Source organism: Candidatus Accumulibacter meliphilus (genome assembly GCF_036625345.1).
In the GTDB taxonomy this organism is placed as follows: domain Bacteria; phylum Pseudomonadota; class Gammaproteobacteria; order Burkholderiales; family Rhodocyclaceae; genus Accumulibacter; species Accumulibacter meliphilus.
The window spans coordinates 1-25,902 of the sequence record NZ_JAZKTZ010000002.1; the positions used below are offsets into that span (position 1 = coordinate 1).

Consider the following 25,902-nt stretch of genomic DNA (forward strand, 5'->3'; position numbering starts at 1 on the left):
GATTCAGCGAGGTCGACGGAAACGCTTCCTTCTTGGGGTGGGTTCCAATAAGTTGGCGTACCAATGTCGTTTTACCCGCCCCAGGTACGCCAAGCAGTAGCACCTTTGCATAACCATCGTTCGGGGCGGGCATTGGGAGCAGCTTGTCTCTGAGCGGTCGCGCGTCGAGTGCCCTTGGCTCAATCTCGCCGTAGAAGATTTCTATGACTTCCGGCTCATACCGTTTTTCTGCTTCACCGCGCGCTCCAAGTGACCACAGGGCACTATTGGCCAGCAAGTCATTTAGTTGGCTAACGAGCAGGTCAGCTCGATCGCTGTCTTTGGTCCCGAGGCCCTTTCGTGTCTTCTTCCCCGGCTTGTCACCGGCATCTAAGCGCAATGGATGTCTAAATTCGACTAGCCATGCTTGGCGGCCAGGGTTCTGCTTCGCGGTGGCGGTGTAGGAATGTGCCATGTCACCCTCAATGATGTTCCAGAATGTTCCAATTCTAGCGTGTGGCTTTCTTTTGTCAACAACTTTGGAACACCGCGGAACATCTTCAGTCGGCAAGCTTTTGGTGGAGGAAAATTCAACTCTTGATGTCGAATTTCGGGTGGTTTAGGTCGTCAGTTCACATTAGCCAAATCGAAAGGTCCCTTTTCGGATGAAGCCCAGCCATGCGGCAGCTAACTGAGGCATGGCTGGCCGAAGCGCTCTGCAGGTCGAAGTGCGACAAAGGTCGACCACTGCCAGTGGTCTGACGGCTCGGGAGGGTCGCCACATCCCATATCTGCTCTCTACCGGGCCCCGACGCCCCCTGAAAAACCCACTTTTCCCACTTCGCTGGCATCTCGCCATACGGACGGGCGACGGCCCCATAGATTTCGCAGCAAGTGGAAAAATCGGGAAATACGAGGGGAGCGTGCGCGTCGGTCAGACAGACGTTACCGTATGACGAGCACGTGGGAGCAGCCCGCCGCCGACCGCCCCCGACCGCCGCCGCGCCGGACCCCGCGGCCAAAAACTCGGGCCCAGGGGACGCGCCCGGGCCGCCGGATGGGGGTGGTCATCCCGGCCCCGCGATCGCCCCGCCTCGGACCCGCGCGGCCCCCAGTCGGGCCCGACACGCGCCCCGGGGCCCCGCCCTCGCCCGCCCCCGCCGCGCCCCGCCCGCCCACGTCAGTCGATCGCCGCCAGAATCCCCGCGGCCTCGGGATGCCCCAGGGCGAACTCCCTCAGCCGGTGATAGTGCTCGGCGCATGACTCGGCGAAGTCATCCTCCCGGAACGACAGGTGGCTGTAGGCGTAGAGGCAGGCCGTGACCCCCAGGGCATTACCCGAGAGTTCGCCCTCGTAGCCATTCTCGGCACTGACGGCGAAGAACTTCTCCCGGGAAGGGGCCATGTAGAAACCGCCGTTACTCAGGGTGTAGAAATGCCAGTAGCCGCCACGATAGTCGCCGGAAAGGAATTCGGCGAACTGATAGATGGTCGGCTCCAGCTGCAGCGGAAAGCGCACGTCGAACAGCGTCGCGGCGATGCGCAGGCGGCGCGCTTCAGGTACGAGGTCGGCGGTAATGATGGTCGTGGTCATGCTGTACTCCTGTGAAGGTTGTGAAAGGTCAGGTAGGAAAACGTCAGCCCCGCCCTCCCCGTTCCCGATGGCATTTCTCCGGACGAACGCCGCCCTCCGCGTGAAGCGGATACGTGGCACTGCCGGGGCTATCGGGAAGGGGTCGAGACGGGACGGGGACGGACTAACGGTGATGCGGCGAACAGAAACGATCGACGGTGAAGCGATGAAGCGATGAATCGTCAGATCGAAGAGAATGGCTCCTTTGGTGATGCAAGATGGATGACTACGACGGAATGATCAAGGCCGCGGCCCAGAGAATTCGCGCCGCAGTGGCCCCATAGCCGGTCAGGCTGGCAAGCAGGACAGTAATAACGAGTTCAAACATCGGGACTCCTTTGGTTTGGAAAGTGGAAAAATCAGAACGGTGAAACTCAGGGCTGCCAAGCACCGGTACCCAGTGCGGCCAAGCAGTGAAACTTCGTGCAGGGTCGGTATAGGGTCGGTATTGCGCGGTGCCTCGGTGACGCCTCGGAGAAAGCCTTACGTTTCTTCGAGTTACGGACGCACCTTCGAGGCACCGCCGGACTACAACTCGAACGAACGGAAAGCTGGGGCTGCGGTAGGTCAGGCGCTGGTATCGACGTCGGCGGGTGCTTCAGTCGTGGCTTCTACTTCGCCTGCCTGCTTCTTGGGCTTGGATTTCGCCGCCGCTTTGGCTTCGAGCTTGGCCTCCGTATCAGCATCAAGATCGACGCCGGACGCCATCAGCCGCTCGATCTCGGCCAGAAACCCGGCGTCCTTCGTCAGCTCATAGCAGCGCCCTTTCACCGTCGAAGCCTTCACGACGCCTTCCGCCTTCAGCACCGCCATCAGAAAGCCGGGACTGTTCAGGGACTTCCCGCTGAACAGCGCGTGCAGCACCTGCGAGGTGAAAGGGCTGTGCAGCTCAAGCTTCTCCTGAATCGCCGTCCAGGCTATCCAGTCCTGATTCAGGAAGCCGTTCCCGGTGTTGCCATACAGGCGAATCTTGATCACCGATTCCGGGGTGCAGCCAAGGTGATACGTCAGGGTGGATTTCCCCGAGACCGTCGGGCAGCGGGCGATCTTCAGGATGCGCAGGGGTAGCTCGGTGGTGGCCTTGGTGGTGATCGCTTCCCGGTGGCCTTGGTGGTCGCCGTGCTGCTGGCTCCGGTGCCGCTGCTTTCTGTACTGCTTTCTTCATTTCGTGACTCCTTCAAGTAATGGATCGGTGGTGGATTTCTTCATCCATATAAGATGGTCGGATTGGCGCGACTCAGCGGAGCGTGCCCAGGACTGCGACGCCGCCGTACTGCTCGTGGATGACATCAGCGGGATCAAGAACGGCGACTTCCCTGCCCCCGATGTCCGCCAGGTGTGCGCGGGCGAAGGCAAGGTCGGTGGTCAGCAGCCATTCGGTGCCGCCGTCGATTTCTATCTGCATGACGACTAAACGACGCACGGCCGACGCATCACGGCGAAGTACCTCCAGCAGCGCGAGGCATTCGGCGTGGGCACGCGGCAGCTGGCCGTCGTACTCGATGATGGCGGCGCGTTCCTCGAAGGCTTCGCGATCGTCGGCACCGAGGCGTTCCGCCATCTCGATAACGATGGCGTCCTTGGATGTGGGATGGTTCTGCATAACGGGCTCCAGAAATGAAAAAAGCCACCGAGACCGTGAAGGCCAGGGTGGCTGGGGGTGGATGAAAAGATGGCGGCTGCTTGGTACGCTTCAGGGCGCCGGGACTGCATACTCGGCACACACGGCGAGAAGGTCGGGATCGATACCGGCCAGCTTGGGGATGAAGATCACGATGCCGAAATCGCCGTCGCCGGGGACGAAGACCATTTCGTAGCAGGTGTCCAGTTCCTCCAGGACTTCGAAGTATGCGAAAGGGCAACCGCTCTCCTCTTCCAGGTCCTGAACGCTGTCGCCGGCTTCGACGACGATCATGTAGCCGTGCAGGTCGGGCTCGTAGGGCTCCCCGTCGCAGATATCGAGGAATCGCTGCTCGACCAGTCGGCGTATCTCCGGGGCGGCGATGCTGCGGGTGGCCTCGGGATCACGAAGGACGAGCATGGGTCGCCTCCTGGGTGGGCAGGGAATGCGGTTGGTGGGTATTGCGGTGGTGTGCGGTGCGATGATCAGTTGGGAAGCTGATCGGTGATGGTGAATGACATTTGGAACTCCTTTCGTGGACGAAAAAAATGCCCGACCACTGTGAAATGGCGAGCTGGCGGGGTGATAACTAACGGGTGAGTGCTGCGGAGGGCTTGGTGCTGCTCGGTGCTGCTCGGTGCTGCTCGGTGCTCGGTGCGGTGCTGCTCGGATGACTCAGCGATACGCGAACGTGATCATCGGGACGGCGCGGACATTCGGCTGCTTCGCCAGGAAGTCGCGCAGGAATTCCCCGAGCTTCCGCTCGCACAGGGCGATCACTGCTTCTTCCATACTGATGGCGTTGCCCTGCTTCTCGGCGGCGATGGTCAGCTGCTGCTGCAGGGCGATCACTTGCTCTTTCTCATCGATCAGCAGCCCCTTGCCGGGGATCTCATGGGAGATCGCCCCGATGGCCGGCGACGCTACGAGTTCCGGTTTCTTCAGCGTCACGGTGATGCCGGTGGCGTCGCCCGAAACGCTGAAACTCTCGGGGCTCAGGTCGTAGCCGACGGAATACTCCACCGCGTAGTTCAGGATGATGGTGGCGTCCGACTTGATGCCCAGGGCTGACCTGTTGATGTGCTCGACATGGACGTAGTTTCGGTCGATTCTGGCGGCCAGGAATTTCGTCCGGCCTGAGATGGCTTTCTTGGTGACCTCCAGGTATTGGGTGAAAGTGGTATAGCCGAGGAGGTCGTGCTGGGTCTCGGACAGGGTGCGCTCGACGACGTGTAGCTTGGATTGGAGGGCGGATTGGTGAGGGTCGGTGGAGGCGTGGAGGTATTGGTAGGTTGCGGCGGCGGCGAGTGCGGCGGTGATGGCTATGGCGGTGGCGAGTTTCTTCATGGGCGGCTCCTGGGTGGGGTGGGGGTTGGGGATTGGTACGCTGCTGGTTGGGATTTTTGGCGCTGTTCGACCTAGCGGGGTCAGACGGCGCACGGGATAGGCGGATGTCAGGTTTCCGCGCTGTAGACGTGAAAAACCCCGCGAGCCTTTCGGCGGGCGGGGTCGTGCTGATCTCTATTCTTAAACGCTGTGTCCGTGACATCCTCTCTTCCTCTTTCAAGGGCGCGGCCGAAACGAATTGATTGAGAGGCTGCCAAAAATACCACCTGCACTTCTCTGTCCGGCGAAAACAATCGCTTCAACTCTTGAATTTCCTGCGCGGATCTAAAACCGGAAACCACGACCTTTAGATATCGATCGCTCCTAACCTGATTCGCTATAGCCGTTGGCACGACAGCAGGATCTTGCGCCAGAGCCGACTCTGCAAAGTCCCCAATTCTTATTGACGTCAGCGGACCGTGCCGCCGCCAGAACGCTTGGTACATGAAATCACTGGCTTCCAGATGCATATATTCGTGGGCATCGCGCAACCACTGAGCCAGTCGAGTTTTTCCCGCACAGCTATAGCCGCAAAGAACAATAATCGGCGGCGGTTTCGGAATGCGTGACAACGGCAGTTGTACCGAATTCTTCTTACTCTCCAACTTAATAATACCAGCGCCGCGGAGGAAATCAACAGCCTTTCTAAAAGCTAGAAAGCGGAAGTCAACCGTATTAGCAGCAGAAATAGACAGGCAGCTTATTGGCACCTCAAAGCCATTAGGTACAAACCAGCGATTAAAAGTCCTATTATCTAACCAAGGATAAAGAAGGTTTGGCTTGATCGCCACTTCTCCATTTACGACATGCCCCTGCGTTTCGTCGTGAAACCAAAGGAATGGCTCTTCAATTCTCAACGCGGCGCGAAATCGCTCCGGAATATGTAAGACGATATCTGACCTTACTGAAGCAGACCGATTACCCCCGGAATCAATGATAAGCCTGTCGAGCTTCTCAAAATCCATGTCGCGCATCCAGTACTTGACGTGGACACCGGGCACATCTACTTCGGCGCTTAGCCCATCAATTCTTACAGAAGTGTCTTCTAAGAAGAACAAACCACTATCGTCTTCGCCGTACTTCCTCTTCCACTGACTCAGGGCGCTTTCATAGCTTTCTCGCAAAAGCGCCTCACGGTCGTCCAACTGCGGCTCATGGTAACTTGCATAGAAAACCTTTTCTCGAAATCCAGAAATCGGAACTCCTAACTGCGTCCCAATATACTTGAAGTGAGCGAGCTTTCCCCGGTTGGATGTAAAGAACACTAGATCAGACAATCACGGTCTCCCGCCCCTGATTTCTCGGCTGAGTTCTTATCAACCGTGAATTTGGAAATTTCATTCGTATTTTTCCGAAAACCTGCTCAAAATCGCTGGAGAAAAAATATACCGCGGGGCCGAGACTAGAAAGCCCAACCGCATCGCAGCCCAGCCGACGCAGTTGATTGATGAGGCTCACTATTTTCTGCCCGTACGCGTTTATCTCAGCACGTTTCCATACACAGCCTTGGATAGCATTTATCGACGCGCAAAACGACTCGAAGTCCTCTGTCAGAACCGACGCAACCAACCCGAACGTTGCGTGGTAAATAACCTCATAAACGTCTTGCCGTGACAAAGGACAGGTGATGTCGAACAAGCGTTGCTCAACTGCAGCAGAAGGTGATCCAACATCGCCAAGAATTAGAAGCCCAATATCCCAAGACGGCATGGGCGCTGCGGTCAAAACAATGGGCAAGGGGCACCGTTCGTAAGCAGCCCCAGATGGCAAAAAGCGCGTGCCGTCTTCTGCTCTGCCAGCATCAAATGAAAGACCGCCCTCAAAATATGTATTAATTCCCACACCCGACGCCCCGCCACGACCGGAGAGCCGCTGCAGTTCGACCTTCTCTATTGGATGTTCGTTTGCTGTCAACAACGCTTCAATACACGCAAGGGTAGTTGCGGTGCCAGAACCAAATCCAACATGCCGCAATAGTCCATTGCACTCCAAAATCTTGATGCCAAGATCGAAATGCAGTGTGGTCATGATTGTGTCGAGGCGAACGCTTAGTTTCGAAATCTCGGACTCAGAAAACCCAACGCTTGCAAGCACGGAGACATCGGTCTTCTCGCTGGTGATGAACTCCATCCGCGTTCTGGGTGCGCCTACCGAAAAACCAACTCCGCCATTACGCCGATATCCGTCACCACAAAGATCCAATAGAGTAACATGTAGGCGAGGATAGGCACAAATTCCAAATTGCACACGACTACTAGCCACAGGCCGCTTCCCACTCATTTTCCAGATACTGGATATACGGTTTCGCAAATGCTCCGTCGCAAACGGTATGAACGGCCGGGGTATCTTTACTGCGAATATTTGGGAACTGAGGGCCGACCAGGCAGTCGTCGTCGACACGCAATACAATGTGGGTGGGTGCGTGTTTATAGTATCGATATTCGAAATTGTTCGGGTGCTCGTTGCTTAACTCCGCAAGGCGCCTCGCTGCAATCGCAAACTTCTCTTTCTGCTCCGGTTTATCGAGATGCTTTTCGTGCGCAACAATAATGCGTACGACAACACCGCTTCTCAAGGCTGCGAGCAAAACGCGTTTTTCTTCACGTGGGCTACTGGAGGAAGCAAAATCTTCCAAGAAACGCGATGCGGTGCCGCCCATAAGGTCAATTGTTTTTCTGGCATTGCTTATCAGTGCGCCGTAGTACTCAGAATCATCTCTCGTTAGTAATATTTCTTTTACTTTGAGCGCGCGAAGTCGTGAAATCTCTCGGAACTCAAACCACTGTAGAAGGTATTGGAAAGTCGCCACAACGAGTCCCGGAACCAATCCAGCAGCCAATACGTAAAGATACCCTTCTGGGGATGCCCAACCTTTGCCCAGCGGAGAAAAGAACCAGAACATGACCAGGAATGTCGCCAAGAGGAGGACGAGCATCAAAAGAATAGCGACGTGCAATGGTATGGTAAGACGTTTTTCAAATATCGACATCATGGCTCCCCAATAAAAAGAAGCTCAGTTCTAATGCGCCGCGATAATGTCCTCCGGCAATCCATCCTGATTACACGGCATTTCTTGAACCGACTTTCAAAATGCTCTGCTATTTGGTTTTCGTTCGGATGCGCATCGGCAACATAAGAAAGAACAACCGTCGAGCTTCTAAACCGATCAATTAAAGAAAATAGCGCGGGCGTGAAGTCATGTTTTGAGCGCCACTCCGCGGGAACAGCATTATCGGACAACTTTTTTATTTTGCTGCCGTGTTCAATCAGGCTTTCCCATTCGTCGAATCGGGCCAAGCCTTCGAGAAAGTGGTAGCGAAGCAAATATGACTCAGTATAGCGGTGTGAGTTGAAATATGGTGGGTCCATGTAGACTATATCGAACCCGATATCGAGGTCTTCCACGGAACCGCATGGCATGACATTGATTGGATGCTTGAGCAGTTTTCTCCCGCGGATCAATTCGCGATACGCCGACATCATGTGCTCACCAAAGCTCTTTTCCCAGGTGGTGCGATTTCCGAAACTGACGTGCTCTTTTGACTGCCGAATATTCAAGTTCGCGCGGTGAAACAAGTTGTACGGACGCTTGCTGAGGCATGCCTGGAATAGACAGTAGAGAAGAACGCTTTTCTCTGGTATGCTCGCGACACAAGAAATACGTTCCATGACGCCGTCGAGCCAACCATTTTCGGCTTGCGTAAAATAGAGCCCCTGAAAGCATTGTGTTACTAAGCCATTTCGGGGTGTCACGGTAGCCAAGAAACTCGCTAATCGTTCCGGAGCTAAGACGAGACCACCGAGATCGCCGAGCAGTGCTTTCGCCGAGATTTCTTGGAATCGAAAGACGTCGTTATAGGTTACGAGTTTCCCTAGTTGGGAGAAGAGAAGTGAAACGGAACCGGTGCCACCAAACGCATCTAGAACCGTAGTACCGCTTAATCGGCGTAGGTGGGGGAAGAGCCAATTTAGCTGTCTTCTTTTGCTACCATAGAACCTCGTCTTCGGGTAGCTCGACAGCTTTAAGTCACAGCCTTCGTCGGCATGCACTCTTGTTGATATTTTTCTACATGCGTCATCATCGAGGAAATGAGAATTCTCATCAATGACTAGATTAAATGAGTCCACACCGACCCACCCCCAGCTCGGTATAGGCCCGGACGCGCACCCCAAACGCAAAAAGCCCAACCGCGAGGGCTGGGCTAAGCGCTTGTACTACTAGGAATTTTCTGTGGCTCCCCGACCTGGGCTCGAACCAGGGACCTACGGATTAACAGTCCGACGCTCTACCAACTGAGCTATCGAGGAACACGAGAGGGCGCATTCTAGCCATTGGAATGCGGCTCGTCAACTCTCGCGAGCGGCAAAGTGGTGATTGGCCGTGACGCTGCCGAATGCAGCGCGGATCTCGCCTGGGCGGCCTAGCTGCTGTATTTCGCGTGGCCGCCGGTCGGCCGCCGCCCGCTACGGCCAGCGTGGGCGATGAAGGCTCGATTGCGGCAGGGGAAGCAGCATAGAGGCATGTCCGGCTTTCCGCGCGCGGCAACTAAGTGCACAATGCCGATTGTGCGAAAAAACCGAAAAACCGTTGCTCATTGCCGGGCAAGATGACAGTGCGAAAATGGACCCCGACCAGACCGACTCCGAGCTGATTTACGCCAAGACAACCTCCGGCGAAGAGGCCATGTTGCAGCGGACGAGGGTCGTCCAGAGAAATCTTCGCATGGTGCTGATTCTGGTCGACGGCAATGCGACCGTCGCCGAACTGTGCGACAAGACCGGCAACCAACAACTCACCCTGAGCGCGCTCCTTGAGCTCGAGAACGATGGCTTCATCGAGCGGCGGGTCGAGGAGGACTCGGTATGGACGCGTGGCCGCCGGCTGGCACAACAGATCAAGGCCAGGGCTGCCCAGCCCTTGTCCGAATTTTCCACCTTCGGCAAGAGAACGGAACCGCCCCCCCCTCGTCACTCTTTACCGGATGCGGAAGTAACCCGGCTGATTCCTGCGCCGGAAGAAAGCCCCAAGCGGTTTTCACTCGCGGCAACGTCATCGCCGCCGCTCGCATCCAGCTTACCGCCGAGAAATTCCGTACCCGGTCCCGAGTCGCGCACTGTTTTCTTCAACAAGGAAGAGGAAGTCTCGGCGGCGCCAACAGCGCCGCCGGAGAACGCTGCGGAGCAGGCGGCGCCGTCTTTTGTCGCGCGCGTAAAGGCGCTGCTGGGCGGCGGGACGGACGATGCCAGGGAGGGTGAAGGACCCGATCTGAAGTCGCTCCAAGGCCGTCGCTTACCCATGACCTGGCCGATGGCAGCAATGCTCGGCAGCGCTTTGTTGAGCGCTTTGCTGGTCTTGACGGCCTTCTTTTTTCCCTATTCGCGATATCTCCCGACGGTGGAAAGCGCGCTCGCGGAGACGACCGGCCAGAAAATTAGTATCGAAGAAATGCGGGTCACGATCTATCCACGGCCTGGCTTGCTGCTCGCCAACGTGCGCGTCGGAAACGCCGCTGGCGAGGAGCTGATGCAAATCGCCGAACTGCGCCTCCGGCCAGAGCTCGGCACGCTATTTTCACCAAGAATCGTTTTCGCGGAAATGGAATTGCGCGACCTCGACCTGTCGGCGACAGCACTGACCGGCCTGTCGCGAATGTTCGCGGCCACTGCTCGCGAGTCTGCCAAATTTGGCGTGCAGCGCGTGACGATCAGCAATGCCAACATCAGCTTCGCCGGGCTTGGCTTTGACGACTTGAGCGGTGAGCTGGCCTTGTCTGCCGATGGGCTGCTGGAGTCAGTGTCGCTGAAGTCTGCTGACCGCAGCCTGCAGAGTCGAGGCCAAGCCAGCCGCCGGCCAGCTGACGCTTTCCGCGGAGGGGCACGCCTGGCGGCCATCGCCGAATTCGCCGTATCGCTTCGACTCCTTCAGCTTCAAGGGAGATGTTGACGGTCCACGGTTCGTCATCAAGGACATGGATTTACGCATATTCTCCGGCCGCATCAGCGGTACAGTCACCCTGCACGGGGACGGGCCGCCTGCAATTACTGGCGAAATTGCCTTCGAACGGATCAGCGCCAAGCGTTTTGGCGCGGCTTTGGGAGTCGGCGAACAGTTCGACGGTGACCTTGCCGGCGTTCTGCGCTTCTCGGCAATGTCCGAAACCTGGTCCACCATCGCGCGCTCGATTTACGGCCAGGGGAGCTTCACGGTAAACAGGGGAAGCCTGGGAGGTATCGACCTTCCCGAGGCGGTGCGCCGCTTTTCCGACAACCCGGCGACGCTTGGCGGCGCCACCCGCTTCGAACAACTCACCGGCGCGATCAGCCTGACCCCCGAGCGCTATCGATTCTCGCGTCTGCTCCTGCACGCCGGAACGATGCAGTCTACCGGTCAGATCGAAGTGAACGACGATCTGCAATTGCGCGGCCGCATGGCCGTGCAGATGCGGGGACGTGCCGATCCAACCATTCCGATCTTGATCAGCGGTTCGCTGAAGACGCCGCTGGAAAGCAACTAGCGTGGTGTTGCCTTGATGAGCATGCATTGCGAGGAGGGAAGCCGACGCGGCAGGTTTGGCTTTTCGCGTTGTCAGGATGTCAATGCGGCGGGAAAAATAGTGAGAGGATGGAAGATTGCCGCGTCGGCTGCGCCTTCCCCGTCGTGTGCTGCCGCATTTCTTGAGCACGGAGTGATGCGCGCGCCGCTGAAAAAAAACGCCGGCATCGCCGGCGTTTCACGTGCAGCAAAGCAAGCGTCAGAGAACCGCGGCGATGGCGTCGGCGACGTAGTCGATGTTGCGGGTGTTCAGCGCGGCCAGACAGATGCGACCGGTGCCTACCGCGTAGATACCGAACTCGTCGCGCATGCGGTCGACCTGCGCGACGTCAAGCCCGGTGTAGGAGAACATGCCGCGCTGGCGGGTGACGAAGGAAAAGTCGGTGCTCACTCCCCTGCCCTGCAGCTTGTCGACCAGGCTGACGCGCATGGCCAGGATGCGCTGACGCATCTCGGCCAGTTCGGCCTCCCACATCTGGCGCAGCTCGGCGCTGGCCAGCACCGCCGCGACAATGGCGCCGCCGTGCGTCGGCGGATTCGAGTAGTTGGCCCGCACCACCCGCTTGACCTGCGACATGACGCGTGCCGTTTCATCGCGGTTGGCGGTGACCACCGACAAGGCGCCGACCCGTTCGCCGTAGAGCGAGAAGGACTTGGAAAACGAGCTGGCGACGAGGAATTGCAGTCCCGATGCGGCAAACAATTGCAGCACCTGCGCGTCTTCCCGGATGCCGTCGGCGAAGCCCTGGTAGGCCATGTCGAGGAAGGCGACCAGGCCGCGAGCGCTGAGCGTGTCGATCACTTCGCGCCACTGCGCCTGATTGAGGTCGGCGCCGGTCGGGTTATGGCAGCAGGCGTGCAGGACGACAATCGAACCCGCCGGCAAGCTGTTCAGTCCGCTCGTCATGGCGGCGAAATCGACGCCACGGCTCACCGCGTCGTAGTAGGGATACGAATCGACTTCGAAACCGGCGTACTCGAAAATCGCGCGGTGGTTCTCCCAACTCGGATCGCTGATGTAAACTTTGGCCGCCGGCAGCAGTCGGCGCAGGTAATCGGCACCGACCTTCAGGGCGCCGGTGCCGCCGAGCGCTTCGATGGTCGCTACCTGGCCCGCTTCGAGCAGGGCCGAATCGGCGCCGAAGAGCAGTTTCTGGACAATCTGGTTATAAGCTGGAAGACCGTCGATCGGCTGGTAGCCGCGCGGCGGCATGGCTTCCAGGCGTGCTTTCTCGGCCGCTTTGACGGCCGCCAGCAGCGGGATTTTGCCGTTGTCGTCGAAATACACACCAACGCCAAGGTTGACCTTGGTCGACCGGGGGTCGGCGTTGAATGATTCGGTGAGGCCGAGAATCGGGTCGCGGGGAGCCATTTCAACGGCGGCGAAAAGCGAGGCGGTCATGGATGTTTCCTAAGTTGGCCGGTTGCTGAGCTGCACCTCTCTCGGTCGGGCCCGCGCAGCAGGCTTCAAGAGACGTCAGAGCTCGGGGAGAAACGAAACGTCGTAAAAGAAACTTGTTTCCGGACAACTCGGCCAGGCAGCGCGCACGACGCCGACCGGTCCCGAAACAACGTAAAATTCTAGCATGTCAGCTGCCCTCCATTCGCCCGAAAAGAAGCACCCCGTGGTCAGCTTCGCGGGCAGTCCCTTCCTCCTCCATCAGCCTTTCCTGCCGGCCGGCGACCAGCCGGCGGCGATCGAGCAATTGCTCGCCGGACTGGCAGACGGACTCTCTTTCCAGACCCTGCTCGGCGTCACCGGTTCGGGCAAGACCTACACCATGGCCAACGTCATTGCCCGCAGCGGCCGCCCGGCGCTGGTTCTGGCGCCGAACAAGACGCTCGCCGCGCAGCTCTATGCCGAGTTTCGCGAGTTTTTTCCCGAAAACGCCGTCGAATATTTCGTTTCCTACTACGACTACTACCAGCCGGAGGCCTACGTTCCGGCGCGCGATCTGTTCATCGAGAAGGACTCGTCGATCAACGAGCACATCGAGCAGATGCGCCTCTCGGCGACCAAGAGCCTGCTCGAACGCCGCGACTGCGTGATCGTCGCCACCGTCTCGTGCATCTACGGCATCGGCGACCGCGACGAGTATCACAAGATGATTCTCACCATGCGCGTCGGCGACCGCATCGATCAGCGCGAAGTGATCAAGCGCCTGGTCGAGATGCAGTACGAGCGCAACGAGACCGACTTCCACCGTGGCATTTTTCGTGTTCGCGGCGACGTCATCGACGTTTTTCCCGCCGAACACGCCGAGCAGGCGATCCGCATTTCGCTCTTCGACGACGAAATCGACGGCCTGCAGCTCTTCGACCCGCTGACCGGCCATCTGCAGGGCAAGCTGAAGCGCTTCACCGTCTTCCCTTCGTCGCACTACGTGACGCCGCGCGCCACGGTGCTGCGTGCCATCGAGGCAATCAAGCGCGAGCTCACCGAGCGCACCGCTTCCTTCAATGCCGAAGGCCGCCTGGTAGAAGCGCAGCGCATCGAGCAGCGCACGCGATTCGACCTCGAGATGCTCGACCAGCTCGGTTTCTGCAAAGGCATCGAGAACTACTCGCGGCATCTCTCCGGGCGCCAGCCGGGCGAGCCGCCGCCGACGCTGATCGACTACCTGGCGGCCGACGCGCTGATGTTCATCGACGAATCGCACGTCGCCATCCCCCAGGTCGGCGGCATGTTCAAGGGCGACCGCTCGCGCAAGGAAAACCTGGTCAACTACGGTTTCCGCCTGCCCTCCGCGCTCGACAACAGGCCGCTCAAGTTCGCCGAGTACGAAGCCCTGCTGCGACAGACGATTTTCGTTTCGGCAACCCCGGCCGACTACGAACAGACGCATCAGGGTCAGGTCGTCGAGCAGGTCGTGCGCCCGACCGGGCTTATCGACCCGGTGCTCATCGTTCGCCCGGCGTCCAGCCAGATCGACGACCTGCTCTCCGAAATCCGCCTGCGCGTCGGGCGCGGCGAGCGGGTGCTGGTGACCACGCTGACCAAGCGCATGTCCGAGGATCTCACCGAGTATCTGAGCGAACACGAAGTGCGCGTCCGCTATCTGCATTCGGACATCGACACCGTCGAACGCGTCGAGATCATTCGCGACCTGCGTCTCGGCAAGTTCGATGTGCTGGTCGGCATCAACCTGCTGCGCGAAGGTCTCGACATTCCGGAAGTTTCGCTGGTGGCCATTCTCGACGCCGACAAGGAAGGCTTCCTGCGCTCCGAACGCTCACTGATCCAGACCATCGGTCGCGCTGCCCGCCACCTCAACGGCACCGCCATTCTCTACGCCGACCGGGTCACCGGCTCGATGAGCCGCGCCATCGCCGAAACCGAACGACGGCGGCTCAAGCAGATCGCCTTCAACGCAGCGCACGGCATCGTCCCGAAAGGCATCAGCAAGCGCATCACCGACATCATCGACGGCGTCTACGACCTCGACGACGCACGCCGCGAACTCAAGGCGGCGCAGCAACAGGCCAACTACGAAGCAATGAGCGAGAAGCAACTGGCGCGCGAACTCAAGCGACTCGAGAAAGATATGCTCGAATACGCCAGGAACCTCGAATTCGAGAAAGCCGCCGCTGCCCGCGACGAGCTGTTCCGCATTCGTCAACAGGTCTTCGGCATCAGCGGCGAGCAGGCCAATATTGAAGGGTGACAATCACACAAGACCGCTGCGGAAAAGCTCGGCGCTGGCAAGGCCGTGGCGATGTTCGAGAAGGCCTGCCGGCAAGTGATCGACCTCCCGAGCCCCTCACGATATTGCATATCACTTACTATTCGCTGTCAGCTACTGGAGGCATCTTGATGAACATCTACCGCATACGCTCTATTTTTCTCGCGACAGCGCTGGTTTTTGGCGCAGTGTCCACGCAAGCCGGCGCCGAAAGCAGCGCTGCTTTCGGCGTTGCCAGTCGGGTGGACCCGCAGGGCGCGAAGCGAGAATCCGTCGGCAAGGGATGGCAGGAGGTCACGATCATGGATAACCAGGGATTCAATCAACCGATGGAGGTTGGTACCGTGCGCATCCCGGACGACTGGGTAACGCGTGGCGGCGTTACGTGGGACCGCAACAGCCAGTGTGTGGGCAACATGATGCGCATGAGTTGGCAGGCAACCTCGCGCGATGGTCTGCAGGGATTCGAAATCCGGCCTGGATATAACTGGCAGGTGCAGGGCACAGAAATCCAGTTCAACCCCTGTGCACCCATGCCTATCAACTCGGTGCGCGCCTATCTCGCTATGGTGGTCAATCAGCGCTATGCTGGCCGCGCCAGGATTCTCCAGTACCGCGATCGTCCCGACCTTGTGGAGGCGATGCCGAAGAACGCGCCAGGCCGGGGCGGTGCCCGGGTGCACTATGAGGCCGGGCAAATGCTGATTGGCTATTCTCAGGATGGGCGGGAATTTCGCGAATCCTTGATCACCACCATCAGTTTCTCCGAAATGCAGGGCAACATCGTCGCCGGTACCACCAATATCTACGCCCAGCACGCACCTGACGGGCAGTTGGATTTCGCTCTCGGCGAACGTCTGCGCAACTCGATGCGAGCGAAAAAACAATGGGTTGATAGGTGGGGGCAAACGACTCGGGAGGCTTCAGATCGCATCGCCAGGGAGCAATCCATGGGCATCACCAAATGGCATAACGATCGAATGGCACAAATCAATCTCAAGGGTGCGAATGATCGCTCGCAGATTCGACAACAGACACTGAGTGAGGTCTCGCAGATCTACTCCAACACCTGGAAAAGCACGCAGGAAACAGATGATCGTATTCAGCGGCGCACCTTGGAAGGTATTGGCGAATACAACACGTACAAGGACCCGGCCAGCAACACGCCGGTGCGTGCCACCATCCATAACGATTACGTTTGGCGTGTCGGTGACGGCCGCTATATTTCCACCGACAACCCGAATTACGCCCCCACGAACGGTGTTCAACTGGAGCGCCTGCCATGAAACCGAGCACAACGTACTCTGCCTTGCGGATCTTGCTGTTCACTCTTACGACGCTGCATGCGGCTGTCTCGTCTGCCCAGAACACTTTCGATAGTCCACCCATACCACCGCGCGAGCAAGCGCCGGCGCCAGTCGCGCCCACTCGTTCAGAAACCGGCCGTGGACCTGGCGACGCCACGGCCTCCTCCGGCAATTTGCCGCGCTCGGGGATCGATGAGACTCAGGACTTCGGAATCCCTCCAACAAAAGAGCTCAAGCCCAGTCATCAGTTGCACGGTCCGACGCCCAGGGAAATCCCCGGCGGGTCGGTCATTAGCACGCAGGCGTTGCGGAAACTGCTGCAAGACAAACAGTCCGGTGTACTGCTGCTCGATGTCTATGGTGCTCCGTCCGCGCTGCCGGATGCGATTTCCGTGGTGCCCGCAGCACAAGGCGGCACGTTCAATGACAATACGCAGCGCGAGTTTGGTGAGTATCTGCAGACGATTGCCAATGGCGACAAGTCGCGTCCACTGGTGCTCTACTGCGAAGGCGTGAACTGCTGGATGTCTTACAACGCGGCTTTGCGCGCGATCAACCTGGGCTACCGGAATGTGTTGTGGTACCGCGGCGGTATGGAAGCCTGGACACAAGCTGGCCTGCCGACACGGTCCAATTCAGGCCAGGCTCGGTAACGGCACACGCCTTTCAAGCTGGCGGCGGCGAGCCGGAAAATTCTCGAAGGAGCCCTGTGAATGAACAAGCCAGTTGCCCGGGACGGCGCCCGCAATCGGCGCATCGTCCTCGCGTCGCGCCCCGTCGGCGCGCCGCGCAGCGACAATTTCCGCCTCGACGAAGCGCCAGTCCCACAGCCTGCCGACGGCCAGTTGCTGCTGCGCACGCTCTACCTGTCACTCGATCCCTACATGCGCGGCCGCATGAGCGACGCACCCTCCTACGCCGCGCCGGTCGGTATCGGTGAAGCCATGCCGGGGGGCACCGTGGCACAGGTCGAAGCGTCGCAGCATCCCGACTATCGCGCGGGCGACCTGGTTCTCGCCTACTCCGGCTGGCAGGACTACGCGCTTTCCGATGGCCGCGGCCTGGTCAAGCTCGATCCAGCCATGCCACGACCGTCGCTGGCCCTCGGCGTACTTGGCATGCCCGGCTTCACCGCCTACATGGGCCTGCTCGACATCGGCCGTCCGCAACCGGGCGAGACCGTCGTCGTCGCTGCGGCGAGCGGTGCCGTCGGCGCCGTGGTCGGTCAGATTGCCAAACTCAAGGGCTGCCGCGTCGTCGGCATCGCTGGCGGCAGCGAAAAATGTCGTTACGTGATCGACGAACTCGGCTTCGACGCCTGTATCGATCACCACGGCGAGAACTTGCCACAAGCGCTTGCCGAAGCCTGCCCGCAAGGCATCGACATCTATTTCGAAAATGTCGGCGGCGCCGTTTTCGATGCCGTGCTGCCGCTGCTCAAGGTCCGCGCGCGCATTCCCCTGTGCGGCTTGATCGCCCACTATAACGACCAGGCACTGCCAGCCGGCCCGAACCGCCTCGGCCTGCTCACCCGCACACTCCTGGTCAAACGTATCAAAATGCAGGGCTTCATCATTTTTGACGACTACGGCGATCGCTACGGCGAGTTCTTCACCGCGATGAGCGCCTGGATCAAGTCCGGACAAATCAAGTTCCGCGAAGACCTCGTCGATGGCCTGGAAAATGCTCCGCAAGCCTTCATCGGCCTCCTCGAAGGCCGCAACTTCGGCAAACTCCTGGTCCAAGTCGCGCCCGCCTGACCAAGCCGCGTCAGGACCACCCGCCCGCCCGCCAAACAAAAAGCCCCTCGCCCCTTGTCAATCCACCCACGCTGGACCCCATGTCAGCTGATGGTCGCCCCCACGCAGGCGAGGACGGCGCGGCGAACTCAGCCGCAATCCGTCAGTCGATAGGTGTTATCAGGGTCGCTCACGCCGAGGCGCGCGCACAAGTGCGCTGAGCAAGGGGTCTGCGGTATCGTAAAAAGCTGAAACGTGAACTGCCAGCGACAACGGCACCGTGGTCGATTAGTGAAAGATCTGATCCAGAGCTGATTCAGATCAACAGGAAACCCGGAGGCTGCGATGGAAACAGTACATTCGATCAAGGTGTTTGACGGTCAAACCGAGCGGGTAATATCACTCGTTCACGGCGACCTCACCGAGCTAGGATTAAACGATGCGGTCGATCTTCTCGTCGCATCCGCCTTTCCCGACGATTATGTCCCGACTCCCACATCGCTAATCGGCGCGCTACAGAGAAGTGGTGTGTCGGTGGCGGAACTGGCGCGACACAAAGCCGTCGATCTGCGGCACACATCCGGCTTCTGGCTTTCTCACGAACTCGCCGATCACTCGGCATGGCGCGGCGCGCGGCGTCTCGCCGTCTTCGAGCCCCGCGAGCTTGGCAGCCCTCCCGAGGCGGTGGGAGCGCTGTTTCGCGGCCTCTTCCCCTTCCTGTCCGATAGAAGAGGATAGACGCGTAGCGATGCCCATTCTCAGCTCGGGCGATCAACGCTGGTCACCGCTGGTGATGATGGGCTCACTCCTGGACGCATCGATTCAATGGATGCGCCGTGGCCTGCCCATCTCCGAGCTGATGATCTTCGAGCGCGATCGAAGTCGCATGCCAGCGTTGGTGGCCTTAATGGAAAAGGTCGATCAGGGCGACGATGCCTCGCGGACACGAGGCGCGTCCCTCAGCGCCCCGCCGCCAGTTGCCCAATACTACGATGTGTTTCTGAGCTTCAGCAGCCACAATGCAAACGCCGCCGACGCGTTCAAGCGCGAACTCGCGGTAATCGACCCAACGGCGACCGTGTTCGATTTTCGCCTCTCGATTCAGAAAGGCAAGTCGTACCAGGACGACATCGATCGAGCCATCGAGAGCTGCCGAAAAGTCGTGTCCATCCTCAGCCCGGCATATTTTGCATCGCCTGAGTGCCAGGAAGAGCTGAACATCGCCCGGCTCCGCAACAAGCGCGCAGGCTTCGGTCTGCTGATCCCGCTCTACTGGAAAAGCGTAAGCCCCAGCCTTCCCTTGTGGCTGCAGACATTGAATCAATGCGTTTGCGTCGAAGAACGCCTCGATCAACTGTCCCTTGCTGCCCGGGACGTTCACACAACGCTCTAGAATTACCAAGCGCAGCGACGATGCGCGGGGTGGGTAGCTAGTGCGCACCCGTTCAGCGATTGTTCGCCGTCATCGACCGCCAGGACCAGCACCCGCGCGCTAGCCGCCCCGGCCGTACGCAGCAGGTGGAGTCGAGAAGCATCGCCGTAGAAGACCCGAAAACCGAAGCTGCACGCGGCCTCGACCATTTCTGCGTCGTGGTCGAGGATCGTGCAGCTGATCCCCTCGACGAGCATCATTGGACGCTTGGCCTGGCGTAGCCTACGATCCGTTCACGCCAAGGGCCTTCAGGAAGGCGCAGAAGGCGGCAAGCGACGGCGGCTTGCTGAATGACGCAGCCGCGGCGGCATCTACCCGAAATCGCCAAAATGGTTTATATTGCACCGCAACATGGCCGCCTGACGGACAATGTCCAGCGCCACGCGCCCGGGCAGACTTCCCGCCCGGCGTTGCGTACCCCTGCGAGCATGGCTACCATGCGCAAGCCAGAAGAAAAGCCCTGCCATTCTTTGCCCTCTTTACGCACACTTTCTCAACTCCCGACGCGAAACAGCAGCCAGCTCTGGCGCTGCCGCAGCCGGGTCTTGAAGCCTGTCACCGAGCCGCTGCGGCGGCACATACCAGGACCCACCCATGAAGCCAGACAATCCACACTTTTTCAGCAGAATCGGCATTGCCATCGCCAGCTTCTTCAAGATCATTGGCAATAGCGAGTTCGCTGGCGGCGTCCAGGCGCTACGCTTGGCCGAGCGCCGACGCAAGAAGGCCAAAGACACGGCAGCGGCGAGCGCCGCGACGAAGCCTGCGGCGCCGGCACTCAAGGAAGCTGCCCCCGATGGCGCCCTGCAGCTTCTCGGCCTTTTGCAGCGCGAGGCCCGTTTCATCGATTTTATCCAGGAGGACGTCGCCGCCTATGGCGATGCCGATGTCGGCGCGGCCGCCCGCCTGGTCCATGAAGGCTGTCGCAAAGTGCTGGTCGACAATTTCAGCATCGACCCGGTACGCGAGGAAGACGAAGGCAGCGCGATTACCCTGCCGGAAGGTTTCGACGCTGCGGCGATTCGCATCACCGGCAATGTCGTCGGCGAGCCGCCCTTCAACGGCCACATCACACACCGCGGCTGGCGAGTTATCGAAACCCGCCTGCCCAAACTTTCCGGCAGCCACGATCTACATATCGTCGCTCCGGCGGAGGTTGAACTATGAGCGAAGCAAAATTTTCCATTGGTATCGATCTCGGTACCACCCATTGCGCCCTGTCCTACGTGGACATCGCCAACAGCGACGGCGAGAACGTCGCGCAGGAAGTACTGCCGATCCCACAATTGACGGCCCCCGGTTCGGTCGAGTCGCCGGGCCTGCTGCCGTCCTTCATCTACCTGCCGCATGCCAGCGAACTCGCGCCCGGTGACCTCGGCCTGCCGTGGACCGCCGAGCAGGACTATGCGGTCGGTGAAATGGCGCGCAGCCGCGGTGCGGCGACGCCGATACGGCTGGTGTCGAGTGCCAAGAGCTGGCTCTGCCACGCCGGCGTCGACCGGCGCGCGGACATCCTGCCGCACGACGCACCGCCCGAAGTGGCGCGCCTGTCGCCACTCGAAGCCTCGCTGCGCTACCTCAGCCATTTGCGCGCCGCCTGGGACGATGCCCATCCCGAGGCGCCTTTCGCCGAGCAGGAAATCGTCGTCACCATCCCGGCTTCCTTTGATCCGGCGGCACGCGAATTGAGTGCCGAAGCGGCCAAGGCGGCGGGCTGCAAGCACATGATCCTGCTCGAAGAGCCGCAGGCTGCGTTGTACAGCTGGATTCAGAAAAGCGCCGGCAGCTGGCGCAAGCAGGTGCAGCCGGGCGAGATCATCCTCGTCGCCGACGTCGGCGGCGGCACCAGCGACTTCTCGCTGATTGCCGTTCTCGAACGCGATGGCGTCCTCGAACTGCACCGGGTCGCGGTCGGCGAGCACATCCTGCTCGGTGGTGACAACATGGATCTGGCCCTGGCTTTTGCCGTCGCCAGCAAGCTCGGCGCCCAGGGCATCAAGACCGACGCCTGGCAACTGCGGGCGCTGACCCATTCCTGCCGCTCGGCCAAGGAAGCGCTGCTCAACGATGCCTCACTCAGCGAAGTGCCGCTGATCATCGCCAGCCGCGGCGCCAAGTTGATCGGCGGCTCGCTGCGCAGCGAACTGACGCGCGCCGAACTGACTGCCACCCTGCTGGAAGGCTTCTTCCCCGACGCCGCCATCGGCGACCGTCCGCAGGTCCGCGGTCGCGCCGGTCTGACCCAGCTCGGCCTGCCCTATGCCCACGACGCGGCGATCACCCGTCACCTGGCCGCTTTCCTGGCTCGCCAGGTCGCCGCGACGGCCGATCTCGAAGGCTTCACCGGTGCCTTGCCGGATGGCGCGACTTTCCTGCATCCGACGGCGGTGCTGTTCAATGGCGGCGTCTTCAAGTCGGAACTGCTCGCCGAGCGCACGCTGGGGACGATCAACTCCTGGCTGGCTGCCGAAGGCGCGCCACCGGCTCGCCCGCTCGAAGGCGCCGACCTCGATCTGGCCGTCGCCCGTGGCGGTGCCTACTACGGCTACGTGCGCCGCGGCCAGGGGGTGCGCATCCGTGGCGGCACGGCGCGTTCCTACTATGTGGCCATCGAGTCGGTGATGCCGGCAGTCCCCGGCATGCAACCACCGGTGCAGGCGCTGTGCCTGGCGCCGTTCGGCATGGAGGAAGGCAGCGACGCCGCGCTTCCGGAGCAGGAGTTCGGGCTGGTCGTCGGCGAAGCGGTGCGCTTCCGCTTCTTCGGCTCGTCGGTTCGCCGCCAGGATCAGGTCGGCACCCTGCTCGCCGACTGGGAGCCCGATGAACTGCAGGAGCTCGCCGAGATCCAGACGACGCTGCCCGCCGAAGGTCGCGCCGATGGCGAAGTGGTCCGCGTCAAGCTGCACGCGCGCGTCACCGAGGCCGGTACGCTCGAACTCGAAGCGCTGCCGCACGATGGCCCGGAGCGCTGGAAAGTCGAGTTTGACGCGCGCGACGCTGGCGGTAGTGCCGACGCTGTCGCCAAGGTGGCGGACTGAGGGCCGTGAAGCAGCAGTACATCGTCGGTATCGACCTCGGAACCAGCAATACCGTTGTCGCTTATGCCGCGCCCGGAGGGCAGCAGGTCGAGCTCTTCGAGATCGAGCAACTGGTCGGCGCCGGCGAAGTCGCCGCCCGGCCGCTACTGCCTTCGGTGCGCTTTCATCCGGCGGCCGGCGAGCTCAGCCCTGGCGATCTGCAATTGCCATGGCCGGCCGAGGCAGGTGGCGGGAAAGTCGGCGACACGGCTGGAGATGGCGAAAGTGCCGATGATGGCGACGATGGCGACCCTGGCGAGGGCGCTCAACTCGCCCTCACCGGCCGCTTCGCGCTCGAACTCGGCGCGCAGGTTCCCGGTCGCCTGGTCGCCAGCGCCAAAAGCTGGTTGTCGCACGCCTCGGTCGACCGCATGGCGCCCATCCTGCCCTGGGGTGCCGAAGCGGCTGTCGTCAGGGTCTCGCCGGTCGCCGCCAGCGCCAGTTATCTGGCGCACGTTCGCGCCGCCTGGGGGCACCGCTTCCCGCAGGCACCGCTCGAACAGCAGCAGGTGATCCTGACCGTTCCCGCTTCCTTCGACGAAGGCGCGCGGGCGCTGACCGTCGAAGCCGCGCGGCAAGCCGGCCTGCCCAAGCTGCGCCTGCTCGAGGAACCGCAGGCAGCGTTTTACGACTGGCTGTTCCGCCATCAGCAAAGCCTGGACACGGAGCTCGCCGAAACGCGGCTGCTGATGGTCTGTGACATCGGTGGCGGCACCACTGACCTGACCCTGATTCAGGTAGCGTTCAAGGACGGCGAGCCGGAGCTGACGCGCGTCGGTGTCGGCAACCACCTGATGCTCGGTGGCGACAATATGGATCTGGCGCTGGCCCACCTGGTCGAATCGCGCCTGCCGGAGAGTGGCGGCAAGAAACTGTCGGCGGCGCGTTTTTCGCAGCTGACGGCGCGCTGCCGCGCCGCCAAGGAACAATTGCTGGCGCCTGGCGCACCCGAATCGGTCTTGCTGACCCTGCTCGGCGGCGGCGCCAAGCTGATCGGTGGCGCGCGCAGCATCGAGTTGCAGCGCCAGGAAGTGCTGAACATGGTCGTCGATGGCTTCATGCCGCGCGTCGCCGTCGATCAGCCGGTACTGCAGCGGCGCGCCGGGCTGGTCGAATTCGGACTGCCCTACCCCGCCGATCCGGCGATCACCCGCCATGTCGCCGCTTTTCTCAGGCGCCACAAAGACGCGGCGCAGCGCGCCCTCGCCGAGCAGGAAACACCGCTTGCAGCACAAGAAGCGCAAGCACAGGAACAAGCAGAGCAGCAAGCGGGCGACGAACAGCCGCCGGTCGAACAGCGCCTGCCGGTACCCGATAGCGTGCTCTTCAACGGCGGCGTCTTTCGTGCCGAGGCGCTGAGCGAGCGCCTGCAAGCCACTCTCGCCGACTGGCGCGGCGCGCCGCTGCGCCTGCTGCACAACGACAACCCGGACATTGCTGTCGCCCGCGGCGCAGTCGCCTACGCGCTGGTCCGCCAAGGGCACGGGCGACGCATCGGCGGCGGCTCGGCGCGCAGCTACTTCCTGGTCCTCGAAGAAGGCAGCAAGCAGCGACGCGGCATCTGCATCCTGCCGCGCGGCAGCGAGGAAGGGCACGAAATCCGCCTGCCGGAACGTACTTTCAGCCTGCGCCTGGGTCAGCCGGTGCGCTTCTATCTCGCCTCGTCGGTGGCCGACACGCGCTATCAGCCGGGTCAAATCGCCTCCCTCGACGATGAAGATTTCGTCCGCCTGCCGCCGATTGCCACCGTCGTCCAGCCGCAGGCCGGCAACACACAGCGCGAAGTGCGCGTCGAACTGATCACCGGCATCACCGAGGTCGGCAGCCTGGAACTGCACTGTGTCAGCATCGACAACCCGGCTCGTCGCTGGCTGCTCGAATTTCAGTTGCGCAGCGACGGCGAAGCGACGACGGCCTCGTCCGAAGTCCTGCCGCCGCGCTTCGCCGATGCGGTGAAGTCCATCGAGCATATTTTCGGCGGCCGTTCGCAGGCCGTCGACAACAAGGAAGTGCGCCGCCTGCGCGGCCAGCTCGAACATCTGCTCGGCAAGCGCGACGACTGGGAGATGCCGCTGCTGCGTGCCCTTTTCGACGCCCTGCTGCAACGCGCCCGACGCCGGCGGCGCTCGCCGGAACACGAGCGTCTGTGGCTCAACCTCGCTGGCTACTGCCTGCGCCCGGGCTTTGGCGACGCTATCGACGACTGGCGGATCGAGCAACTGACTGCGCTGCTGTCACAAGGTATCCAGTACGTGAATGAAAGCCAGAACTGGTCCGAGTGGTGGACGCTGTGGCGGCGTGCCTCCGGGGGCCTGGCGGCGGAGACGCAGGAGCTTCTGCTCGCCGAACTCCTGCCTCCGCTGCAGAGCGAGACCGTCAAAACCCGCAAGCGCCAGCCCGCACCGATCAGCGGTAGCCACGACGACATGCTGCGCCTGGTCGCTTCACTCGAAAGATTGCCCGTCGAACGCAAGATCGAAGTCGGTGACTGGCTGCTCGACAGCCTGGTCAGTGGGTCAGAGAAACCACTCGGCTGGTGGGCTCTCGGCCGCCTCGGCGCACGCCAACCGCTCTACGGCAGCGCCCACCAGGTAGTGCCGGCCGAAGACGCCTGCCGCTGGCTCGCAGGCTTGCTGGCCGTGGACTGGAAAAAAGTCGAGCCGGCCGCTTTCGCGGCCACCCAACTCGCCCGCCTGACCGGCGATCGCTCACGCGACCTGCCCGACAGCATCCGCGCGGGCGTCGTCGCGCGGCTGAGCGCGATCAATGCCAATAGCCACTGGGTCGAGCAGATCAGTAGCGTCGTCGAACTCGACAAAGCCGACGAACGCCGCGCTTTTGGCGAGTCCTTGCCGGCCGGCTTGCGCTTGGTTCACGACGATGGGCGAGCACAGACAGCGCCGCCGGCCGAGTCTGCGCCAGCGGGTAGGAGCTGAGCCATGCCAATAGTGCGATGGTGCGATGGTGCAATGGTGCGTGTGGTCCGTCGCCCGCAGGACGAGCCAGGCAGGAGGCGCTGGAGAGGGAGGTCATAAGCCACACATCCTTGCCATAAGCTTGCTGCATTGGTATTCAAGCGGTGTTTTCTGGATAATGCCGACGGGTAAGGGGTATAACACTATGGGTGATCGCCCGCACAGCGCTGCAATCGTGGTTGCGCAAAGGGGGCACGGGCCCTTGGGGTTTGGCGGAGGGCCTTTGGAGTACCACTTCACTAGGGCGATGATGTCGCGATTTTCAAGGAGTGAGTAAAATGCGCACGCAACGAGGACCAGACCGACGCCAGGAGCAACTGCAGCGCCCGCCAGGTGCGCCTGAACGCCGCTGCGGTACCGACCGTCGCAAACTCAAGTTTACCGACCAGTCGATCGCCGCAATGGAAGCGCGCCTGGCAACGCTTGCCCGCAGCAAGAAAGCCCACAGCGGCGAAGAAGGCTCAGGCTGGGACAAGCTGATCATCCCTGTCGACTAGTGTCGCCAGCCAGGCCAGCC

The 25,902-nt window shown here is 60.9% G+C and carries 23 protein-coding genes, 1 tRNA gene and 1 pseudogene; 12 read left to right on the forward strand and 13 right to left on the reverse strand.

What is annotated here, in order from left to right:
- From V5B40_RS03470 to V5B40_RS03520, 11 genes and pseudogenes are all read right to left on the reverse strand, one after another.
- A pseudogene (locus V5B40_RS03470) lies at nucleotides 1–454 on the reverse strand (hypothetical protein); the annotation flags it as partial.
- A gap of 705 nt (nucleotides 455–1,159) precedes the next feature.
- Complete coding sequence (locus tag V5B40_RS03475; RefSeq protein ID WP_332353255.1) at nucleotides 1,160–1,573, reverse strand: antirestriction protein; 414 nt, start codon at nucleotides 1,571–1,573, stop codon at nucleotides 1,160–1,162.
- 606 nt (nucleotides 1,574–2,179) lie between these two features.
- Nucleotides 2,180–2,590 (reverse strand): hypothetical protein, encoded by a 411-nt coding sequence (locus V5B40_RS03480; RefSeq protein WP_332353256.1) that lies wholly within the window; start codon nucleotides 2,588–2,590, stop codon nucleotides 2,180–2,182.
- Between the two features lie 259 nt (nucleotides 2,591–2,849).
- Nucleotides 2,850–3,215, reverse strand: coding sequence for a hypothetical protein (locus V5B40_RS03485; protein WP_332353257.1), 366 nt, complete (start codon nucleotides 3,213–3,215; stop codon nucleotides 2,850–2,852).
- 90 nt (nucleotides 3,216–3,305) lie between these two features.
- Nucleotides 3,306–3,653, reverse strand: a complete 348-nt coding sequence (locus tag V5B40_RS03490; protein WP_332353258.1) for a hypothetical protein — start codon at nucleotides 3,651–3,653, stop codon at nucleotides 3,306–3,308.
- Between the two features lie 255 nt (nucleotides 3,654–3,908).
- Entirely contained in the window at nucleotides 3,909–4,580 is a 672-nt protein-coding gene (locus V5B40_RS03495) for a hypothetical protein (protein ID WP_332353259.1), read from the reverse strand.
- Nucleotides 4,581–4,687: 107 nt separating this feature from the next.
- Nucleotides 4,688–5,896, reverse strand: a complete 1,209-nt coding sequence (locus V5B40_RS03500; protein ID WP_332353260.1) for a non-canonical purine NTP pyrophosphatase — start codon at nucleotides 5,894–5,896, stop codon at nucleotides 4,688–4,690.
- The gene (locus V5B40_RS03505; RefSeq protein ID WP_332353261.1) at nucleotides 5,889–6,899 is read right to left on the reverse strand and encodes a beta-ribofuranosylaminobenzene 5'-phosphate synthase family protein; all 1,011 of its coding nucleotides are present in this window, start codon (nucleotides 6,897–6,899) and stop codon (nucleotides 5,889–5,891) included. Before V5B40_RS03505 ends, V5B40_RS03500 begins: the two co-directional genes overlap by 8 nt.
- Complete coding sequence (locus tag V5B40_RS03510; RefSeq protein ID WP_332353262.1) at nucleotides 6,874–7,608, reverse strand: hypothetical protein; 735 nt, start codon at nucleotides 7,606–7,608, stop codon at nucleotides 6,874–6,876. The genes V5B40_RS03505 and V5B40_RS03510 overlap by 26 nt, the downstream gene beginning before the upstream one ends.
- Nucleotides 7,608–8,669, reverse strand: coding sequence for a DNA adenine methylase (locus tag V5B40_RS03515; RefSeq protein ID WP_332353263.1), 1,062 nt, complete (start codon nucleotides 8,667–8,669; stop codon nucleotides 7,608–7,610). The genes V5B40_RS03510 and V5B40_RS03515 overlap by 1 nt, the downstream gene beginning before the upstream one ends.
- A gap of 182 nt (nucleotides 8,670–8,851) precedes the next feature.
- A tRNA-Asn gene (locus tag V5B40_RS03520) sits at nucleotides 8,852–8,927 on the reverse strand.
- Between the two features lie 313 nt (nucleotides 8,928–9,240).
- Between V5B40_RS03520 and V5B40_RS03525 the strand changes: the two genes are divergently transcribed.
- On the forward strand, nucleotides 9,241–10,563 hold the full coding sequence (locus V5B40_RS03525; protein WP_332353264.1) for a hypothetical protein: 1,323 nt from the start codon (nucleotides 9,241–9,243) through the stop codon (nucleotides 10,561–10,563).
- Between the two features lie 25 nt (nucleotides 10,564–10,588).
- Complete coding sequence (locus V5B40_RS03530) at nucleotides 10,589–11,134, forward strand: hypothetical protein (RefSeq protein ID WP_332353265.1); 546 nt, start codon at nucleotides 10,589–10,591, stop codon at nucleotides 11,132–11,134.
- Between the two features lie 237 nt (nucleotides 11,135–11,371).
- On the opposite strand, the gene V5B40_RS03535 is transcribed toward V5B40_RS03530, so the two are convergent.
- The gene (locus tag V5B40_RS03535; protein WP_332353266.1) at nucleotides 11,372–12,574 is read right to left on the reverse strand and encodes an amino acid aminotransferase; all 1,203 of its coding nucleotides are present in this window, start codon (nucleotides 12,572–12,574) and stop codon (nucleotides 11,372–11,374) included.
- Between the two features lie 184 nt (nucleotides 12,575–12,758).
- Between V5B40_RS03535 and uvrB the strand changes: the two genes are divergently transcribed.
- From uvrB to V5B40_RS03565, 6 genes are all read left to right on the forward strand, one after another.
- Complete coding sequence (gene uvrB / locus V5B40_RS03540; protein WP_332353267.1) at nucleotides 12,759–14,837, forward strand: excinuclease ABC subunit UvrB; 2,079 nt, start codon at nucleotides 12,759–12,761, stop codon at nucleotides 14,835–14,837.
- A gap of 149 nt (nucleotides 14,838–14,986) precedes the next feature.
- Nucleotides 14,987–16,141, forward strand: a complete 1,155-nt coding sequence (locus V5B40_RS03545) for a hypothetical protein (RefSeq protein ID WP_332353268.1) — start codon at nucleotides 14,987–14,989, stop codon at nucleotides 16,139–16,141.
- On the forward strand, nucleotides 16,138–16,815 hold the full coding sequence (locus tag V5B40_RS03550) for a rhodanese-like domain-containing protein (RefSeq protein ID WP_332353269.1): 678 nt from the start codon (nucleotides 16,138–16,140) through the stop codon (nucleotides 16,813–16,815). The genes V5B40_RS03545 and V5B40_RS03550 overlap by 4 nt, the downstream gene beginning before the upstream one ends.
- 60 nt (nucleotides 16,816–16,875) lie before the next feature.
- Nucleotides 16,876–17,922, forward strand: a complete 1,047-nt coding sequence (locus V5B40_RS03555; RefSeq protein WP_332353270.1) for an NADP-dependent oxidoreductase — start codon at nucleotides 16,876–16,878, stop codon at nucleotides 17,920–17,922.
- Between the two features lie 324 nt (nucleotides 17,923–18,246).
- Nucleotides 18,247–18,639 (forward strand): hypothetical protein, encoded by a 393-nt coding sequence (locus tag V5B40_RS03560; RefSeq protein ID WP_332353271.1) that lies wholly within the window; start codon nucleotides 18,247–18,249, stop codon nucleotides 18,637–18,639.
- Nucleotides 18,640–18,730: 91 nt separating this feature from the next.
- Complete coding sequence (locus V5B40_RS03565; RefSeq protein ID WP_332353272.1) at nucleotides 18,731–19,294, forward strand: toll/interleukin-1 receptor domain-containing protein; 564 nt, start codon at nucleotides 18,731–18,733, stop codon at nucleotides 19,292–19,294.
- Between the two features lie 2 nt (nucleotides 19,295–19,296).
- On the opposite strand, the gene V5B40_RS03570 is transcribed toward V5B40_RS03565, so the two are convergent.
- A complete protein-coding gene (locus V5B40_RS03570; protein ID WP_434735825.1) occupies nucleotides 19,297–19,533 on the reverse strand; it encodes an NAD-binding protein in 237 nt (78 codons plus the stop codon).
- Nucleotides 19,534–19,927: 394 nt separating this feature from the next.
- Here V5B40_RS03570 and V5B40_RS03575 point away from each other — a divergent pair, with 394 nt between their 5' ends.
- The 4 genes from V5B40_RS03575 to V5B40_RS03590 all read left to right on the forward strand — a co-directional run bounded on the left by V5B40_RS03575 (nucleotide 19,928) and on the right by V5B40_RS03590 (nucleotide 25,882).
- Nucleotides 19,928–20,500, forward strand: a complete 573-nt coding sequence (locus V5B40_RS03575) for a DUF2760 domain-containing protein (RefSeq protein ID WP_332353273.1) — start codon at nucleotides 19,928–19,930, stop codon at nucleotides 20,498–20,500.
- Nucleotides 20,497–22,371, forward strand: a complete 1,875-nt coding sequence (locus tag V5B40_RS03580) for an Hsp70 family protein (protein WP_332353274.1) — start codon at nucleotides 20,497–20,499, stop codon at nucleotides 22,369–22,371. The genes V5B40_RS03575 and V5B40_RS03580 overlap by 4 nt, the downstream gene beginning before the upstream one ends.
- Nucleotides 22,372–22,376: 5 nt before the next feature.
- Nucleotides 22,377–25,346: an Hsp70 family protein gene (locus V5B40_RS03585; protein ID WP_332353275.1), complete on the forward strand. Its 2,970-nt coding sequence runs from the start codon at nucleotides 22,377–22,379 to the stop codon at nucleotides 25,344–25,346.
- Between the two features lie 317 nt (nucleotides 25,347–25,663).
- Nucleotides 25,664–25,882, forward strand: coding sequence for a hypothetical protein (locus V5B40_RS03590; protein ID WP_332353276.1), 219 nt, complete (start codon nucleotides 25,664–25,666; stop codon nucleotides 25,880–25,882).
- Nucleotides 25,883–25,902 lie beyond the last annotated feature (20 nt).

Bases quoted from the DNA above. Each gene is read 5' to 3' on its own strand.
- V5B40_RS03475 (WP_332353255.1), bottom strand. From the start codon at position 1,573: ATGACCACGACCATCATTACCGCCGACCTCGTACCTGAAGCGCGCCGC.
- V5B40_RS03485 (WP_332353257.1), bottom strand. From the start codon at position 3,215: ATGCAGAACCATCCCACATCCAAGGACGCCATCGTTATCGAGATGGCG.
- V5B40_RS03490 (WP_332353258.1), bottom strand. From the start codon at position 3,653: ATGCTCGTCCTTCGTGATCCCGAGGCCACCCGCAGCATCGCCGCCCCG.
- V5B40_RS03495 (WP_332353259.1), bottom strand. From the start codon at position 4,580: ATGAAGAAACTCGCCACCGCCATAGCCATCACCGCCGCACTCGCCGCC.
- V5B40_RS03505 (WP_332353261.1), bottom strand. From the start codon at position 6,899: ATGAGTGGGAAGCGGCCTGTGGCTAGTAGTCGTGTGCAATTTGGAATT.
- V5B40_RS03510 (WP_332353262.1), bottom strand. From the start codon at position 7,608: ATGTCGATATTTGAAAAACGTCTTACCATACCATTGCACGTCGCTATT.
- V5B40_RS03525 (WP_332353264.1), top strand. From the start codon at position 9,241: ATGGACCCCGACCAGACCGACTCCGAGCTGATTTACGCCAAGACAACC.
- V5B40_RS03530 (WP_332353265.1), top strand. From the start codon at position 10,589: ATGGATTTACGCATATTCTCCGGCCGCATCAGCGGTACAGTCACCCTG.
- V5B40_RS03535 (WP_332353266.1), bottom strand. From the start codon at position 12,574: ATGACCGCCTCGCTTTTCGCCGCCGTTGAAATGGCTCCCCGCGACCCG.
- uvrB (WP_332353267.1), top strand. From the start codon at position 12,759: ATGTCAGCTGCCCTCCATTCGCCCGAAAAGAAGCACCCCGTGGTCAGC.
- V5B40_RS03545 (WP_332353268.1), top strand. From the start codon at position 14,987: ATGAACATCTACCGCATACGCTCTATTTTTCTCGCGACAGCGCTGGTT.
- V5B40_RS03550 (WP_332353269.1), top strand. From the start codon at position 16,138: ATGAAACCGAGCACAACGTACTCTGCCTTGCGGATCTTGCTGTTCACT.
- V5B40_RS03555 (WP_332353270.1), top strand. From the start codon at position 16,876: ATGAACAAGCCAGTTGCCCGGGACGGCGCCCGCAATCGGCGCATCGTC.
- V5B40_RS03560 (WP_332353271.1), top strand. From the start codon at position 18,247: ATGGAAACAGTACATTCGATCAAGGTGTTTGACGGTCAAACCGAGCGG.
- V5B40_RS03565 (WP_332353272.1), top strand. From the start codon at position 18,731: ATGCGCCGTGGCCTGCCCATCTCCGAGCTGATGATCTTCGAGCGCGAT.
- V5B40_RS03570 (WP_434735825.1), bottom strand. From the start codon at position 19,533: ATGATGCTCGTCGAGGGGATCAGCTGCACGATCCTCGACCACGACGCA.
- V5B40_RS03575 (WP_332353273.1), top strand. From the start codon at position 19,928: ATGAAGCCAGACAATCCACACTTTTTCAGCAGAATCGGCATTGCCATC.
- V5B40_RS03580 (WP_332353274.1), top strand. From the start codon at position 20,497: ATGAGCGAAGCAAAATTTTCCATTGGTATCGATCTCGGTACCACCCAT.
- V5B40_RS03590 (WP_332353276.1), top strand. From the start codon at position 25,664: ATGCGCACGCAACGAGGACCAGACCGACGCCAGGAGCAACTGCAGCGC.